The 16,465-nt window shown below is 40.0% G+C and carries 13 protein-coding genes and 2 pseudogenes; 9 read left to right on the forward strand and 6 right to left on the reverse strand.

All coding sequences use genetic code 11. From position 1 onward, the window contains the following. Positions 1–328 precede the first annotated feature (328 nt). Entirely contained in the window at positions 329–1,378 is a 1,050-nt protein-coding gene (locus PSH41_RS06885) for an NAD(P)-dependent alcohol dehydrogenase (RefSeq protein WP_273589020.1), read from the forward strand. 69 nt (positions 1,379–1,447) lie between these two features. Here PSH41_RS06885 and PSH41_RS06890 read toward each other — a convergent pair whose 3' ends face one another. Further along, positions 1,448–2,650, reverse strand: coding sequence for an MFS transporter (locus PSH41_RS06890; protein WP_004587418.1), 1,203 nt, complete (start codon positions 2,648–2,650; stop codon positions 1,448–1,450). Positions 2,651–3,020: 370 nt separating this feature from the next. Between PSH41_RS06890 and PSH41_RS20120 the strand changes: the two are divergent. The 3 genes and pseudogenes from PSH41_RS20120 to PSH41_RS06900 form a co-directional block, all read left to right on the forward strand. Beyond that, positions 3,021–3,791 (forward strand): annotated as a pseudogene (locus tag PSH41_RS20120) (PAS domain-containing protein); the annotation flags it as partial. A gap of 108 nt (positions 3,792–3,899) precedes the next feature. After that, positions 3,900–4,322: pseudogene (locus PSH41_RS20125) on the forward strand (methyl-accepting chemotaxis protein); the annotation flags it as partial. A 98-nt stretch (positions 4,323–4,420) separates the two neighbouring features. Then, complete coding sequence (locus tag PSH41_RS06900) at positions 4,421–6,556, forward strand: TonB-dependent receptor plug domain-containing protein (RefSeq protein ID WP_273589018.1); 2,136 nt, start codon at positions 4,421–4,423, stop codon at positions 6,554–6,556. 42 nt (positions 6,557–6,598) lie between these two features. Here the strand turns inward: PSH41_RS06900 and PSH41_RS06905 are convergent, their stop codons facing one another. Continuing rightward, positions 6,599–6,772, reverse strand: a complete 174-nt coding sequence (locus PSH41_RS06905) for a DUF2986 domain-containing protein (protein ID WP_273589017.1) — start codon at positions 6,770–6,772, stop codon at positions 6,599–6,601. Between the two features lie 215 nt (positions 6,773–6,987). Between PSH41_RS06905 and PSH41_RS06910 the strand changes: the two genes are divergently transcribed. After that, on the forward strand, positions 6,988–8,475 hold the full coding sequence (locus tag PSH41_RS06910; RefSeq protein WP_273589016.1) for a dipeptidase: 1,488 nt from the start codon (positions 6,988–6,990) through the stop codon (positions 8,473–8,475). Between the two features lie 74 nt (positions 8,476–8,549). On the opposite strand, the gene PSH41_RS06915 is transcribed toward PSH41_RS06910, so the two are convergent. Beyond that, positions 8,550–9,335: a putative porin gene (locus PSH41_RS06915; protein WP_273589015.1), complete on the reverse strand. Its 786-nt coding sequence runs from the start codon at positions 9,333–9,335 to the stop codon at positions 8,550–8,552. A gap of 238 nt (positions 9,336–9,573) precedes the next feature. Between PSH41_RS06915 and PSH41_RS06920 the strand changes: the two genes are divergently transcribed. Beyond that, positions 9,574–9,762 (forward strand): 2TM domain-containing protein, encoded by a 189-nt coding sequence (locus tag PSH41_RS06920; RefSeq protein ID WP_273589014.1) that lies wholly within the window; start codon positions 9,574–9,576, stop codon positions 9,760–9,762. Between the two features lie 58 nt (positions 9,763–9,820). Here PSH41_RS06920 and PSH41_RS06925 read toward each other — a convergent pair whose 3' ends face one another. The 3 genes from PSH41_RS06925 to PSH41_RS06935 all read right to left on the reverse strand — a co-directional run bounded on the left by PSH41_RS06925 (position 9,821) and on the right by PSH41_RS06935 (position 12,047). Further along, positions 9,821–10,258: an OsmC family protein gene (locus PSH41_RS06925; RefSeq protein WP_273589022.1), complete on the reverse strand. Its 438-nt coding sequence runs from the start codon at positions 10,256–10,258 to the stop codon at positions 9,821–9,823. A gap of 147 nt (positions 10,259–10,405) precedes the next feature. Next, the gene (locus PSH41_RS06930; protein WP_024034255.1) at positions 10,406–10,543 is read right to left on the reverse strand and encodes a DUF2256 domain-containing protein; all 138 of its coding nucleotides are present in this window, start codon (positions 10,541–10,543) and stop codon (positions 10,406–10,408) included. A gap of 1 nt (position 10,544) precedes the next feature. Further along, positions 10,545–12,047: a cryptochrome/deoxyribodipyrimidine photo-lyase family protein gene (locus tag PSH41_RS06935; protein ID WP_273589013.1), complete on the reverse strand. Its 1,503-nt coding sequence runs from the start codon at positions 12,045–12,047 to the stop codon at positions 10,545–10,547. An 84-nt stretch (positions 12,048–12,131) separates the two neighbouring features. On the opposite strand from PSH41_RS06935, the gene PSH41_RS06940 reads away from it, so the two are divergent. The 3 genes from PSH41_RS06940 to PSH41_RS06950 all read left to right on the forward strand — a co-directional run bounded on the left by PSH41_RS06940 (position 12,132) and on the right by PSH41_RS06950 (position 16,457). Further along, positions 12,132–12,740 (forward strand): flavin reductase family protein, encoded by a 609-nt coding sequence (locus tag PSH41_RS06940; protein ID WP_154944808.1) that lies wholly within the window; start codon positions 12,132–12,134, stop codon positions 12,738–12,740. Positions 12,741–12,811: 71 nt separating this feature from the next. Beyond that, positions 12,812–14,740: a S9 family peptidase gene (locus tag PSH41_RS06945; protein WP_248462578.1), complete on the forward strand. Its 1,929-nt coding sequence runs from the start codon at positions 12,812–12,814 to the stop codon at positions 14,738–14,740. Between the two features lie 262 nt (positions 14,741–15,002). Beyond that, positions 15,003–16,457: an ATP-binding protein gene (locus tag PSH41_RS06950; RefSeq protein WP_004587406.1), complete on the forward strand. Its 1,455-nt coding sequence runs from the start codon at positions 15,003–15,005 to the stop codon at positions 16,455–16,457. Positions 16,458–16,465: the final 8 nt, after the last annotated feature.

The raw sequence follows: 16,465 nt of genomic DNA on the forward strand, positions 1-16,465 counted from the left end.
CTACTTGCTCAACAATAGATAATTTAAAGCCTAATGTATAATCTCGCTGAGTACGCTTAACGTCTTTAGTTTTAGTGGTTTTCATAAAATAAGTCCTAAATGTGTAAACACATTTCAGGACAAGACAACATTTAAATTAAAAAAGCCCAACCTTGTTGGGCTTTTTTGGTCAGGGTGCATTCACTGCGCCGGCGTTAGTGTAAACCACATCAAAGTGCATACCGGTATTATTTTTAGAGACAGCCCTTATGGGGTTGGCTTTTTAAATAAAGCACTTAAATAAGCAAAAAGGTAGACGACTTAAATTTTTACAGACTATGGAGTTGTTATGAAAACAGTAGGATATGCAGCAAAAAGCGAAGGTGCGCAACTAGGTGAATATACTTTTGAGCGCCGCGATTTACGCGATAACGATGTAGAAATTGAAATTTTATATTGTGGCGTATGCCACTCTGATTTACATGCAGTGCGCAATGACTGGGGAGGCAGCCGTTACCCGTTAGTCCCTGGGCACGAAATTGTAGGTAAAGTAAAAGCCATTGGTAGCGCTGTTAAAAACTATGCAAAAGGTGACACGGTAGCGGTAGGCTGCATGGTTGATTCATGCCAAAGCTGTAAACAGTGTGATAACGGCGAAGAGCAATTTTGCCAAGAAGGCATGGTAGGCACATACGCAGGTAAAGATAGAGAAACCGGCGAGATGACCCAAGGTGGCTATTCTAAACATATTGTTGTTCGTGAAGAATTTGTACTATCAGTCCCTGAAAGTCTAGAGCTTTCGCGCGTTGCCCCTTTATTATGTGCAGGTATCACTACTTACTCTCCATTACATAAGTGGGGCGTTACAAAAGGCAGCCGTGTTGCCGTTGTAGGGCTTGGTGGCTTAGGTCACATGGCTGTTAAAAATGCCGTAGCCATGGGCGCGAGTGTAACAGTGGTTGGGCGAAGTGAGTCTAAAAAAGATGACGCACTAAAACTTGGCGCGCAGCATTATTTAGTGTCGACTGACGAAGATGCAATGAAAGCGTCGCAGTCGGCTTTTGATATTATTATTGACACCGTACCTGTTAAGCACGATTTGTCTATTTACACACCCTTATTAGACATAGATGGGACGCTAGTTATTGTTGGGCAGGTTGGCCCTGTAGAGGAACTAAACACTGTGCCTCTTTTAATGGGTCGTCGGCGCATCGCAGGCTCACTAATTGGTGGGATAGAAGAAACCCAGCAGATGCTAGATTTTTGTGGCAAAAATAACGTATTGCCAGAGTGTGAAATGATTAATATTGACCAAATAAACACCGCGTATGAGCGAATGGAAAAGTCAGACGTACGCTATCGTTTTGTTATTGATATGGCGTCGTTAGAGGCCCAGTAAGGTGGGTGACTAAATACCCTTGTTAAAGTAAAAGAGCGGCTAATTGTATTAGCCGCTCTTTTTATATGCTTAACACGTTTGTGCTGCGGGTTGTTGTTTATTAAGTTGCAAGTAGCTTAAAAACCACATTACTAAGCCGCCTAAAAACAACGCCGCTGCGACATAACCTGTTTGGTTAGGCGCTGCACCTTGTGCAATAACAGCCCCGCCAACCCAAGGGCCGATAGCATTTGCGGTGTTAAATGCGCATTGTACTAATGCACCAATCATTGCATGGCCCTCTGGGGCTACATCCATTAATAAAGATTGAATAAGCGTTGCCAAACCTACACTGCAACCAATAAAAAATATAACCGCATACAGCATCCAAATATTGTAACTTGCGCTAACGTAGGCAATTGCAAATACGATGGTGCACACCAGTGCAAGGCCTGTGGTTTTAATGGCAGATTTATCGGCCGCTTTACCTAATATGTAATTACCTAACGTACAACCAATACCAAACATCACCATAGCGATAGAAATAGTGTAAGGGGCTGTTTTAGTTACATCTAAAATTGTATCGGCAATGTAAGTGTAAATACAAAACACGCCGCCAAAGCCAATAATAACAATACCTAAAATAGACCACACCAGTTTATTTTTAAGTACGCCAAACTCGTTAAGTAAGTTAGATGGCTTAGCGTTATCAATATTTGGCACTACTTTGTATACAAATATAAACGCAATAAACGCTAAAACCGCAGCGCCACCTAAGCAATAACGCCAGCTTAGATTTTGCCCCACCAAGGTAACAATAGGCACGCCAACGATGGTCGCAATGGTTAAGCCCATAAATACTTTTGACATAAAGCTTGCGCGTTTACCCGAAGGGGCAATATCGGAGGCAAGCAAAATAGCGGCACCAAAGTAAGCGCCGTGAGGTAAGCCACTTAAAAAGCGAAAAATAACGAGCTGCTCTAATGAGGTTGCTAATGCACTCAAACCATTAGAAATACACATTAGGCTTAAAAAAATCAGCAAAGCTTTGCGTTTTCGCATATTGGCCGTTGTAAGCATTAATACCGGCGCGCCTACCACAACACCAATAGCATAGGCGCTAATTGCATAGCCACTTTGCGAAGGGGTTGAGCCAAACGTTTCACTGATCAGCGGCAGCATAGGCATCATTGAAAATTCTGATAATCCTAAAATAAACGTACCTAGTGCTAACACTAATAAAATAGCAGCTTTATTTAACTGATTAGATGCCGACGCAACATCTGCACTCATAGAAGATCCTTTAACTTTGATTTTAAAAATAGTGAATAGCCACACATTAACTGTGTGGAGAGTAAACATATATTAGGTGTGGAGTGTGTCAGTGAGATGGCTATTTTAAGTTAAAAAGTGTACTGCGTCATGTATAAAAAATAGTATTTTTGGCTTGTTTTACTTTTGTTAACTGTCAAAAAGTGCTAGTTATTAGATTAATTTATAAAAAGTTTTTACAAAGCAGCTCACTAGCAAGTGTTTAATTGCTCGCAGAAAAACTAAAAAACACCTATATTTACAAAGTTGTTACATTTATTGCTAACTTACATATTATTTTTATATTTGTTTGTTATTGTCATCCTATTATTATTCCTTAAAGGTTTAACACATGTTTGGTCTACGAAAAGATAACGCCAAAGTTGAAGAATTGGAACGTCAACTCAATGAAAGTAAATCAGTACTATCCGCTATTTATAACCATGTAGCGTATATTGAATTTACACCCGAGGGAAAAATTTTAGACGCTAATGATCTTTTTTTAGATACCGTAGGCTACAAAAGAGAAGAGATAATAGGCAAGCACCACCGGATTTTTTGCGATTCAGACTACGCTAAGTCGAGTGAGTACAGCCAATTTTGGCAAGCGCTGCAAGGAGCAAACTCAACGAGCGGTAACTTTATGCGCTTTAACGCTAATGGCGAAAAGCTATGGCTAGAGGCTACTTATTTTCCTGTTGAAGTAAACGGGGTGGTTACTAAGGTTATTAAAATAGCGTCGGATATTACAAAAAGTTATGTACAGCGAAAATCTCAAGAAGCGCTCACCGAAGCGCTTGATAAGGCGCTGGCTACAATAGAATTTCACCCTGATGGCACCATAATTAAAGCAAATCAAAACTTTTTATATACGGTGGGTTATTCACTTGCAGAAATAGTTGGCAAGCATCACAAAATGTTTTGCACTGACTCTTTTTATCAAAATAACCCTCGGTTTTGGGAAGAGCTAAGCGATGGACAGTTTAAGTCGGGTAAGTTTAAACGCATAACCTCTGATGGCTCGCAAATATGGCTAGAGGCAACTTATAACCCAATTTTAGATAATAAAGGCAAAGTGATAAAAATAGTGAAGTTTGCCTCTAATATTACCGATCGCATAAAAGACAACGAAGCCGTTAGTGAGGCCGCACAAATTGCGTATGAATCGGCGGTGTCGAGTGCGCAAACGGCAAAAACGGGCTCAGATATATTACATGATGCAATTGCAAACTCAGATGCAATTGTAAGCCAAGTACTTAAATCGGTTGATTTAATTAAAAACCTGAATGAGCAGTCAGCAGTTATCGGCTCTATTGTTTCGACCATAAGCAGTATTGCCGATCAAACTAATTTATTGGCGTTAAATGCAGCCATTGAAGCCGCCCGAGCGGGCGAGTACGGGCGAGGCTTTGCCGTGGTAGCCGATGAAGTTAGGCAGCTTGCAGCAAGCACCAGCAGTTCAACCAACGAAATTGCAACCGTAGTTAAAAACAACCAAGAGCTGACTAACGATATTTCAAAGCAAATCACCTCCGTCTCTGATTCGTCAGAGCAAGGCCGAGAGCTAATAGCGAAAGTCTCAGAAGTAATTCAAGAAATAGAACGCGGCGCAGATGCTGTTTCTGCTACAGTGTCTAAGCTTAACGCGAGTTAAGTGGCAGTAAGTTCTCAAAGTGCGACATTTTGTCGCGCTCTAAACTTGTAACTACATTATATAATTTATGCCATATATAACAGTGGCATAAATTATAAATGGCTCATATTCAACATATCCAACACACTTATTTATTCTCACCTTTAGCACTTTTATTAACTGGCCTTTTTTCTCCTGCAGTATTTGCAGATGATAACACTTTAGAAATTATTGAAGTGCATGGGCAGGTACACAATAAGCACTTATCGCTTGGTTCGTCAGAGGCAATGCTTAGCAATTTAGGTGTTGATTTTTCGGCTGCGGGCGGGGTGTCTAACTTACCTATTTTAAATGGTTTAATGGGCGATAGAGTAAAAGTACTGGTTGATGGCGCAGAGGTTACTGCAGCGTGCGCTAATCAGATGAACCCGCCTCTTTCTTACGTATCAGCCAATCAAGTAACGGCTTACAATGTAGTTGCTGGTGTTTCACCTGTAAGCGCTGGTGGCGATAATATTGCAGGTGTAATAAGCGTTAACTCAATTTCACCACAATACAGCGAAAGTAGTGAGCTTGCATGGCACTCAGGCTATGTCTCGGCTAAGTACAGCAGTGTTGATAACGGCCATAAACTAGGTTTGGGAGCACGTTTAGCAAGCGATACTGTGAGCCTTAATTATCAAGGGTCGTTTAGTGATGCCAACAGCTACGAAGACGGAAAGGGGAATGTGGTACTAGATACATTATATCGGGCTCAAAACCACAGCCTAACTGGCGCGATACGTGACGATAAACAGCAAGTTGTGATAAAGCTTACGCATCAAAAAATACCGTATCAGGGTTTTGCTAATCAGTACATGGATATGACTGATAACACCAGTTATGGCGCTATTGCCCAATATAAGCGCAGTTTTGAAAACAGCGAGCTACAAGGACAAGTTAATTGGCACAGCGTTAAACACGAAATGGGTTTTTTTAGTAAAGAAAAAACCGGCATGATGCCCATGAAAACAGATGCAAAAGACATAAGCACACAGCTTAAATGGCGCCTTACACTTGATCAAAATAGCTCATTACTACTTGGACAAGAATATTATAATTACCGCATTGATGATTGGTGGCCGGCGATTGAAGGCTCAACCATGATGGGGCCAAATGATTATATAAATATTAATAACGGTAAGCGTGAGCGTATTGCCTTATTTGCAGAATATGAAAGCCAAATCAATAACAAGCTCTGGTTAAATACGGGTATAAGGGTTGAGCGTGTTAATACACAGGTTGATGAAGTACAAGCCTATAACGATGGCATGAGTATGATGAATATGGGCAGTATGAGCACAATGACAACTGCCAATAATGCGCTAGCTGCCAATAACTTTAACAATGCCGATAGAGATAAAACCGACACCTTAGTTGATGTAAATGTATTAGCTAATTATCAATTTACACTTTATGACGAGCTGCAATTAGGCCTTGCCCGTAAAAACCGAGCCCCTAATTTATATGAGCGCTACAGCTGGGGTGTAAGTAATATGGCAAGCACTATGATTGGCTGGTACGGCGACGCTAATGGTTATATTGGTAACCCAAACCTCAAAGCCGAAACCGCCCATATCATCAGTGCAACGTATTCAAAAACAGCAAAAAATGATGCGTGGCGAGTAAGTGCTAATGTGTGGTACACCGATGTAAACGACTACATTGACGCAAATATTGTACGTAGTTTTAATAGTTATGGATTAGCAAATACAACACGTAACATTTTAAGCTTTACTAATGTTGACGCCACACTTTATGGCGCAAAGCTTGATATAAGTAAGTCACTTTATCAATCAACACAGTTTGGCGAATGGCAATTAAAAGCAAACATAACGAGCACTCGTGGTAAGCGCCGCGACACTAACCAACCGCTTTATCAAATTAAGCCGTTACATACAGCGCTCTCATTAAGTCAGCAAATAGGGATATTTGAAAATGCACTGTTGTGGGAGTGGGTGGATACAAAATCACGCGTTGATGTTAACCGCTTAGAAAACCAAACCGTTAGTTACAGCTTAGTTAATATAAGCTCTAAAGCTTCTTTTGATGCGCTTACGCTGGGTATTGAGGTGGTAAACTTATTTGATACGTTTTATCAATTACCCCTAGGCGGGGTAAGTATTGCAGCGCTTAAGCAAGGTAGCAGCACGGGGTTTACTCAATTAGCTGGGCAAGGGCGCTCATTTAATATAAGTGCCAGTTACGCATTTTAAACCCATATAAAGCGTTGAGAATAGGTTGCTTGGCGCTTTAGTTTAATCAGGTGTTGGCGTAACTTGCTCGGCGTTGGTTGCTTGCTGCGCCTCTAAAGCTAGTTTTTCACGCGCTGCTTTTGATACATACGCCGGTTTATTGCTTTTATGCAATTTAGCATTAGCACGTTTATCTTTTTTCTGAAATTTGGTGACGATTTTTTTGCGGCGGTTCATTAGTACTAATACTCTGATTAATTAAGGTCGCGCATTATACAACCAATGCAATGTAAGCCGCTATCTAAATTTAAAGCGCGATTGTTGTAACCCTGCCGCAAAGCGCTATTTAATACTATTGCTTGGCGGTATAATTTAGCTTTAATACCAATTTAATTATTTAAGCGATTTATTATTGCGCATTGGTAGTAATGATTCATACAAAAGGATACGTTTTGAAAAAGTTAGCTTTGCTTTGCAGTGCTTTATTTGCTTTTAGCGCACATGCACAATTACATACAAATATTGATAGTGTTGCCGATTACGCTGTGGATACTTATCAACAATCACAAATTCACACGTTAACTAATTTAGTGGCTTTTCCTACGGTAAATAAAGAGTCGATACCCGCGCCACAAAATCCTGACTTTATTAATTTTAAATCAGTATTAAAAATGAAAGCTGCAGAGCTTGGGTTTGATTACCAAGACCTAGGCTACACCGTGCTTATAGGCATGGGAGATCAAAACGAAAAGGTTACCGTTGTAACCCACGGTGACGTACAACCGGCCAATGCTAGTAAGTGGAAACAAAGCCCATTTATTATTGATACCTCAGAGCCTGGAAAATTAGTCGGGCGAGGCACAGAAGACGACAAAGGCGCAATAGCCACCGCACTATACGCCATGAAAGCGATTAAAGATAAAGGCATAGAGCTTAATAACCGCATAGAGCTGATGATTTACCTAGCCGAGGAATCTGACTGGGGCCCGCTTACAGAATTTATGAAAACCTACGAGCAGCCAAAATACGCCGTAACCATTGATGCATCATACCCAGTTGTAGTAGCCGAGAAAGGCTGGAGCTTAATTGCTCCTACTTTTAATGCTACCTCAAAACAAACCGGTATGTATGTGAGTGATTTAGCGGGCGGCGCGTTTAAAAGCCAAATACCAGAAGATGCAAGCTTAGTGCTGCATAACGCAAGCGCTGTAGTTATTAACTCATTAAAAGCTAACGCTAAAACACTTAGTGAAGTTGAGTTTAACTTTGAAGAGCAAGGTGAAGGCTTAAAAATAACTGTAAAAGGGGTGTCTGCGCACTCATCAGAGCCAGAGTCGGGCGTTAATGCTATTGCACACCTGAGCGAGCTATTTAAAGACGTCGCACTTGAAAATAATAGCGATGGGCAGCTTATAAAATTTGTAAATCAATTAATTGGTTTAGATATTCATGGTAAGCAATTTGGTAATATTGCCTACGAGCATGAATTCATGGGCCCAATGAGCGTAGCCCCTACCGTAATTGAACGCGATGGTAACGCACTAACGTTAGCCATTAACGCGCGCCGCCCAGTTGGTAAAGATGAAAACTTACTTAAAGCGCAAATAAACAGTGCGATTAAGGAATGGGAAACTGCAAATAACGTAACGCTTACTAAAGTCGAGACCATTATTGGTACACCCATGCTGTTAGATAGCGCGCCGCACGCACAAAAGCTGCTCGATATTTTTAAACATTTTACAGGTGACGAAAAAGCTGACTTTGTATCAATAGGGGGCGGCACTAACGCAAAATTATTTGATAATGCAGTATCGTTTGGCCCTTCAATGCCAGGCAAACGTTATACCGGCCACTCAGAGCATGAATTTATTACGCTTGAGCAATTAGCGCTTAATTTACGTATGTATACCGCAATGATGATAGAGCTAGGCAATATGTAAGCTATAGCTGTTTTAATATAAAAGCCGCCTTGTTTAACTGAAGTGAATCCAGCAAGGCGGTTTTTTTGTATTTACTAAAACTGCGCTACAAAACTGAGATTGTATATATCGTAGTTATCGTTATTGGTGTAATTAGCTGTAAAATAGTATTTATCGTTAATAAAGTATTTACCTTCAACAACTAAATCTGAGTCGTATAAACCAACGCCAACTGCAACATGCTTATTAAAGTAATAATTTGCCAACACATTAAAAATTGAATCATCGCCAGCATCGAGATAGTCAGCATTTATAGTAAAGTAGCGTTCATCGTAAAGGTGAGCAAAGTAACGTGATGATAAGTCCCACGACTCTATTTCATCATCCGTCTCAACAGTAAAACCAATGTAGTCGGTGTCATTAATTTGGTGATTATATTGCGCTTTAAACAAATAAACTGTGCCACCATATTCGTAATCTACCATACGTGCAGATACTTTTAACGAATCAGCAAATAAGTAACCTATGCCAAGTGAATAGGTATCAGTATCGCCAATATTAGGCAGCTCTATGGTTGCAAAAGCATTACCGTAAAAGCCTTCTCCAAAAATCCCTTTTCTACTATAACCATCTGAATTAAAGTAATTTAAGCCTATATTACTATCTGTATCTAGGTAGCCATAATCATCCCACACTCCCGAGCTTTGTTGCTCTTCAAAGTAATAATGCGTAGATAATCCGTACACATTATCGCTGTAATAGCGTGAATCTATTTTTGCGTAGTTTATTGTATTAAACCATTGCTTTGACGCTGATTGTTCAGCATTTACTGATGCTGTACAGCTAAGTGCAAGCAAAGAGAGTGGTATTAAGTAGCGCATAAGTATCCTTTCTTATAATTAAATAGGTGTATCTAGAAAAGGTATTATATTAAATGCTCTTTAAAATACATTTAAATAATTGTAAGTAACTGTATGTTTGTATAAGTATTTGTAGAGATGCGCTTGAAGGGGCTGCTATAAATTTATGACTAATGTCATATTAACTGATGACAAATAGCACCTTTCAGGCTTAAAAATTAAGGCAATAATAACCTTACATTTTAAGAGGAGATCAAACATGAATACACCAGCATTTTTTGATAATTTAAAACGTTACTTTGTGGCTTTGGTATTTTTGACCGCGATAAACTTAATTACATCGCCAAATTATTTATGGGTAGTATGGCCTGCTTTAGGGATGGGTATAGCACTGCTAAATGAGTTATTAAACTCAAATAACTCAAAAAAGGTTAGGGATGAGTGTTAAGCCAAGTAACAGGTTACCTGGCTTAACGCGTAAAACCGTAAGGTTTAAAAATTACGTTTTATGCGGTTGAGTCGAGCGTTGCTTTTAGGGAGATTTCGGTATTAAGTAGCTTTGAAATAGGGCAGCTTTTTTTAGTTTGCTCACACAATGCCTGAAATTGCTCGTTAGCAATATCTTTAATACGTGCGTTTACTTCAAGCGCTATATGGGTGACTGCAAAGCCGTCATCAACCTCATCAAGGCTTACGGTGGCTTTAGTATCAATTTTATCGGCTTTAAAACCGGCATCACCAAGTGCAAGCGAAAGCGCCATACTAAAGCAGGCACTGTGCGCAGCTCCCACTAATTCTTCTGGGTTAGAACCAGGCTCGTCTTCAAAGCGAGTATTAAAACCAAATGGTTGTTTATCAAGTGCGCCGCTTTGTGTAGAAATACTGCCTTTACCTGTTTTAATATCGCCTGACCAGGTTGAGCTTGCCGTTTTTTTAATCGTCATCATCTTCTCCTTGCGTTGCATGTAAGCTTTTCAGGCTGAGTAAGTGCTATTTACATAAAACACCTAAATACAGCCTTAAAAGCCGAGTTATTCATACCATTGCAAAATAGACGCCAGCTCACGTATAGCATAAAGGATTAATACCTTTTACTTTTTATTACGTTTACAACGCTCTGAGCAGTAAATAACGTTATCCCAATCGCGCTGCCACTTTTTACGCCACGCAAAAGGCTTGTTGCAAACAGGGCACATTTTTTGTGGTAAGTGACTTTTTTTATGTGCCATATTAATTACTTTTTGCGGTGTTTTTGTGTGTACGAGTAAGCCCTACATGCTTTTTTAATATGTTAGGAATTGCACGTTTAACATCGGCGCGCTCGCGGTATTGCCATAAACGTTCGCGCGCTTGTTTAGAGGCTTGAGTTAAATCAAGCATGGGCTCGGGGTAGTCTTCACCAAGTTTAAAGTCGTTAAACAACGCTTCCATTGGTGTTTGTTGCCAAGGCTCGTGTAAATATTCTATCGGCAGCTTTTCAAGTTCGGGGCACCATTTTTTAATAAAGGCGCCGGTTGGGTCTTGATCTTCAGATTGCTTAATTGGGTTGTAATGCCTAATGGTATTAATACCCGTAACTGAGGCCTGCATTTGTATTTGTGGGTAATGAATGCCAGGTTCAAAGTCTAAAAAGTAATTTGCCAAAGGTAAGCTTGCCTGCTGCCAGCTTATATTTAAATGATGCGTTACAAAGCTAACCAACATAGCGCGCATTCTAAAATTAATATAGCCCGTGGTGTTTAAACAGCGCATACAGGCATCAATAATGGGTATACCCGTTTGGCCTTGTGCCCAGCGCTCAATATCGTGTTGTACGTTGTCATCGTTTCTATATGGGAACTGATGATACCCCGCATTGAGCGCTTTAAACTCCATCGTACTCTCACTTTCAAATTTTTGCATAAAATGGCAGTGCCAATGCAAACGCGATACAAATGCAGCAAGCGGGCGCTTCCAGCCTTTTTTGCTTGGGTGTTTTGCATGGTATGCATCAATAGCCATTTGATAAACCTGTTTAAGGCTAATATTACCCCATGCTAAATAAGGCGAAAGCCTAGAGCAATGAATACGGCTAAAGCTGGGGCTAGATATGCCTTTTTGATATCCCTTACCGCGCTCAGCAAAAAAGCTTTGCAATATTGTGTGCGCAGTTAAAGGCCCACCTACTTGAAAGTTGTCATCATTTTGCGTGTAGCTGTCGGGCAATTTAGGTGTTTGGTAGTTATTAAGTGTAATGGTTTTTATGTTTTTCCAATTAGGAATAGCAATAGGGGCCTGCATTGTTTGTTGCCAGCGTGTGTTCCAGTCTTTACGGTTTTTTTTGCCGCGAATAACGGCGCCCGTTTGTGACTCAAGCCAGTTAACTTTGTTAGCTTTACACCATATAGCAACGGCTTTATCGCGCTCAAAAGTATTATTTAAGCCAATTTCTTGATGGCTAAATATGTTTGCTATTTGGTATGTCTGATTAAGCGTGTTTAACAGTGTCAGCATGTTTTGGTTAAAAATATACAGTGTTGCTTTGTAGCGAGTTAGCTGCTGATTTATTTCGCCTATTGATTGATAAACAAAACGCCAATGGCGCGCATTATAATGTGCATCCTCAAGCATTAGTGGCTCAAAGTTGTATAGCAGTAACGTGGGTAAATCATCACTAAATGCATTTTTAAGTGGTTGATGGTCGCTAAGGCGTAAATCGCGTTTAAACCACACTATGTTTATTTTTTTGCGCATGTTTAAAAAAGTGGCTGCAGTTATGAAATACTGTACGCAATACAGCGCTTTTACGATTTGCAGTACGACGTATAAAGGAAAATTATGTTTTTAGATTTAACGCAAAGCACGCAGCACAATGTTTACTCGTATTTAGTGGGGGGTATTAGCCCACGGCCTATTGCTTGGGTAAGCACACTTAGTAAGGAGGGGATTGCTAATATTGCCCCGTACTCTTTTTTTACAGTGGCCAGCTGTAACCCGCCAGTGCTGAGCGTGACCCAAGTAAACCCACGCGACAAAGCCAATAAAGACACGCTTTTAAACCTTCAAGCCACTAACAACTGCGTGGTTAATATTGTTAGTGAAGAGCTAGTAGAAAAAATGAATCAAAGCTGCGCTAATTATCCACATAATGTGAGTGAATTTGAGGCGGCAAATATTGAAACAATCGCCAGTACACACGTAACATCCCCAGGCGCCGCAGCGGCTAAAGTAAGATACGAGTGCACCTTAAGAGACGTTATTCAGATAAGCGACGAACCAGGTGGCGGCAAAGTTATGCTACTCAATGTGGTCGGAATTTATATTGACGATAACGTGTTAGTGAATGGCTATATAGATCCCACGCGATTAAACAGCGTAGGTAAAATGGGTGGAGACTACTTTAGCTCTACTAAAGATAAATTTGTACTAAAGCGGCCACAATTGTAAAATAACAGATTAACTTTATACACTTACTGTTAACTCATTAAGCGTTACTTATAAAAACAAATGGATATTGAATGTCTAAACTTTACCTCACTTTAGTATTTGCCCTACTTAGTTTTAGCTGCCTATCAGCCTCTGATAAAAAGCTACCCATAGAAGCGTTTGCAGGCTTAAAAAGCATAAGCCAAGTTAAGCTCTCACCAGATGGAAATAACATTGCGTATGTTAGAAACCTTGATGGCGATTTAGTTTTAATGGTGCAAAGCCTTACAACAGGCAAGGGCAAGCCGATTATTAAATCTGATAACCACACTGTATTTTTTGACTGGTTTAGTTGGGCAAATAATGATGTGTTGTTATTGGGCGCACGATACATTAAATATCAATTTGGTGGGGTTAAGTATGCGTCTACATTAATGTATTCGTATAATCTAAGTGATGATAAAGGAATAAAACTGGCTTTTAGAGCAAACAACACGCGTGATGAAAAGCAGCCTCAGTTTTCTGACCGAATTATTAGCTTTTTACCGGAGCAAGAAAATAAAATACTCGTGCAGGGCGACTTTAAAATTGCCAATACCCCTGCTGTGTATGAACTTGACCTAACTACCTTACGTAAAAAACAAATACAACGTGCTCGTGCAGATGTAACCAGTTGGTTTGCTGATAGACAAGGCAAGGTTCGTATTGCTAAAAAAATGGATGAAACACAATTCACTTACGAGCTGTACAACGAGCAAAATGAGTCGTGGCAAACACTATTTAGCTACGAAGTATTTAGTGAGCAAAGCATTTCGATACTTGGCTTTGATAAAGACCCTAACTTTTTATACATCACTGCGCTACATGAAGGGCGTGATGCATTATTTAAGCTTAATCTATCAACTAACAAACGTGAACTCATTTTTAGCGACGACAAGTACGATGTAGATGGCGATATTTTTTACTCCCGTAAAACTGGCGAAGTGGCAGGCTTTACGCATTCGCATTTAGAAGATGGTATTGCGTATTGGGATGAAGACTTAGACAAGCTACATCGCTCTTTACGAGCATCACTACCTAAAGATTCATTTGAAATGGATATTGTTAGCACCAGCGACGATCAGCAAAAATATGTACTGTATGTCAGCTCAGATAAAACATCAGGCGCCTACATGTTAGGTGACAGAAAGCGAGGTGATTTAACATTTTTTGCAGACGTTTACCCACACATTAACGAAAGCGTATACGCCGGTAAAGAGCACATTAGCTATAAAGCACGTGACGGGCTTATTATAGAAGGCTACTTAACGCTGCCTGTTGGCTATGAGAAAGGCGATAAGTTACCCACTATTATATTTCCACATGGTGGGCCTATGGCGCGAGACTATGCAGGCTTTGACTATTGGACTGCGCTACTGGCATATAATGGTTACGCCGTGTTACAGCCTAACTTTCGTGGCTCAAGTGGTTATGGTTATGACTTTTTAATGCAGTCGATCCAAGGTTTTGGTTTAGCCATGCAAGATGACTTACAAGATGGAGCTAACTGGTTAATAGACCAAGGGATTGCTCAGGCTGATAAAATTTGTATTGGTGGTGCAAGCTACGGTGGATATGCCGCCTTAATGGCTGTTATTAAACACCCTGAAACATTTAAATGTGCGGCAAGTTTTGCAGGGGTAACTGACCTTGAGCATATTGTGAGTAAAGCCCGCCACTTTACAAACAAAGACATAGTACGAAAACAGTTTGGAACAAATAGCGATAAGTTAGAGGCCAATTCGCCGGTCAATTTTGCTAAATCAATCAACAAACCTGTTTTACTTGTGCATGGTAGCGACGACAGTGTTGTCCCTATTTACCATAGTAGAGAAATGGAAGATGAACTAGATGACGAAGATAAAGATGTTACTTACATTGAGCTAGAAGATGGCGATCATTACTTGTCCTATCAGCCGCATAGAATTAAAACGTTACAAGCGTTTCTCGATTTTTTTGATAAGCATTTAAAAAACGATTAATAACAAAGGCGACTTAGGTCGCCTTTTTTGAGCGTAATTTTTCATATAATGCACATTGTTTGCACTTTTACTTGTTAACGTTATACGTTGTTGTTAAAGGCGCTATTTATAAGTCGCTATAATAGAACACGCAATTAATACAATTGTTATTACAGACTATTCTTTAAAGGGCTTAGAGCTTTTAAAAATACGTTTTAGCAGTAAAAAAATACGCAATAAATAACAGCTCAAATGCTTTTAGAGTCAGGTTTATAAAAAATAAATGAAAATTCATAACAAACTTTTTTTAATATTATTTAGCTTCACCTTTAGCATTATTGCAGGGCTAGTTGTGCTTATTCAGTACAGTATTGGCCAAGGTATTATTGATTTTGTAAACGCCAAAGAAGTAAAAGCATTAGAGCCATTAGCGGTACAGCTGGCTAATAAATACGCGCAAACTCCCTCGTGGGATAAAATTATAGGTAACGATCAGCGCTTTTTAAGGTTGGTTGAATCGCAATTGCAATCAAGCCAGTTTTTACCTAGTTTACGCGATATGCCACAGCGCCCAGAAATTCGCGGTGAACGCAGACCCAGACCCCCACAGCATATGGCGCAACGAGATCGACGCCCACCGCCCGAGCATGCCGCGCACTATGCACTACTGGATGAAAACCAGCAGCGTATTTTTGGTAAATTATTTGAGGATTTAAAGTACATTAAAACGCCCATAGAGCTTGAAGGTAAAACAATTGCTTACCTTGCTGTTTCAAAAAGAAAAAGCCTAGCAGATGGGTACGAGCTGGATTTTTTAAAGCAACAAACTAACTATTTATGGCTTATTGCGTTAACCGCAGGGCTACTTACCTTACTGTTGTCTTTTTTACTGGCAAGGCATTTAGTTGGCCCTGTAAAGCAAATAGCCAGTGGTATGCATAAGCTAACCAAAGGGCAGTACAGCACCAAACTTTTATTAGATAGAAAAGACGAGCTGGGCCAGCTTAGTGAAGATTTTAATACCTTGGCCTTTACGCTCGCTAAAGATGAGCAAGTACGTAAACGCTGGTTAGCTAATATTTCTCATGAACTAAGAACGCCAATGAGCATTTTACTCGGTGAGCTCGAAGCTATGCTGCTTGGAATACGTGAACCAAATAATAAAAATATAAGTTCTGCTAACGATGAAGCGCTGCATTTAAAACGCTTGATTGACGACCTACACATGCTAAACAGCGCAGAGCTAGGTGGCATGCATTACACCATGCAACCTACCGACGTAGGCTTTTTACTTAACTCCATAGAGCAAAAGTATCACGTTATTTTTGAGCAGCACGCTATTAATTTTTACCTTCTTAATAGTGCTAACAACACCACAGTAAACGCAGATAAAACACGTATACTGCAATTACTAGATAATATATTAATGAATGCGGTGCATTACGCCCAGTGCTCAACTATTTCTTTAAGTGCCAATAACGTAAATATTAAAGGCCAAGCCTATTTAGAGCTTATAATAGAGGACAACGGGATAGGCGTTGAGCAAACGCATTTATCGCACTTGTTTGAATATTTATACCGTGTAGACAGCTCTCGCAATCGCCAAGAGGGAGGCTCTGGTTTAGGTTTGTCTATTTGTCAGCATATAGTTAAAGGTCATAATGGCGAAATATCAGCCGAAAAAGCCAGTATTGGCGGGCTTGGCATTGTTATTAAATTACCCTTATTAGTTCAGTAGAGGATAAG

Origin of the sequence: Pseudoalteromonas sp. CST2 (assembly GCF_028599385.1) — a bacterium.
GTDB classification, from domain to species: domain Bacteria; phylum Pseudomonadota; class Gammaproteobacteria; order Enterobacterales; family Alteromonadaceae; genus Pseudoalteromonas; species Pseudoalteromonas atlantica.

Coding starts and splice junctions, on each gene's coding strand:
- PSH41_RS06885 (WP_273589020.1), top strand. CDS start 329: ATGAAAACAGTAGGATATGCAGCAAAAAGCGAAGGTGCGCAACTAGGT.
- PSH41_RS06890 (WP_004587418.1), bottom strand. CDS start 2,650: ATGAGTGCAGATGTTGCGTCGGCATCTAATCAGTTAAATAAAGCTGCT.
- PSH41_RS06900 (WP_273589018.1), top strand. CDS start 4,421: ATGGCTCATATTCAACATATCCAACACACTTATTTATTCTCACCTTTA.
- PSH41_RS06905 (WP_273589017.1), bottom strand. CDS start 6,772: ATGAACCGCCGCAAAAAAATCGTCACCAAATTTCAGAAAAAAGATAAA.
- PSH41_RS06915 (WP_273589015.1), bottom strand. CDS start 9,335: ATGCGCTACTTAATACCACTCTCTTTGCTTGCACTTAGCTGTACAGCA.
- PSH41_RS06920 (WP_273589014.1), top strand. CDS start 9,574: ATGAATACACCAGCATTTTTTGATAATTTAAAACGTTACTTTGTGGCT.
- PSH41_RS06925 (WP_273589022.1), bottom strand. CDS start 10,258: ATGACGATTAAAAAAACGGCAAGCTCAACCTGGTCAGGCGATATTAAA.
- PSH41_RS06930 (WP_024034255.1), bottom strand. CDS start 10,543: ATGGCACATAAAAAAAGTCACTTACCACAAAAAATGTGCCCTGTTTGC.
- PSH41_RS06935 (WP_273589013.1), bottom strand. CDS start 12,047: ATGCGCAAAAAAATAAACATAGTGTGGTTTAAACGCGATTTACGCCTT.
- PSH41_RS06940 (WP_154944808.1), top strand. CDS start 12,132: ATGTTTTTAGATTTAACGCAAAGCACGCAGCACAATGTTTACTCGTAT.
- PSH41_RS06945 (WP_248462578.1), top strand. CDS start 12,812: ATGTCTAAACTTTACCTCACTTTAGTATTTGCCCTACTTAGTTTTAGC.
- PSH41_RS06950 (WP_004587406.1), top strand. CDS start 15,003: ATGAAAATTCATAACAAACTTTTTTTAATATTATTTAGCTTCACCTTT.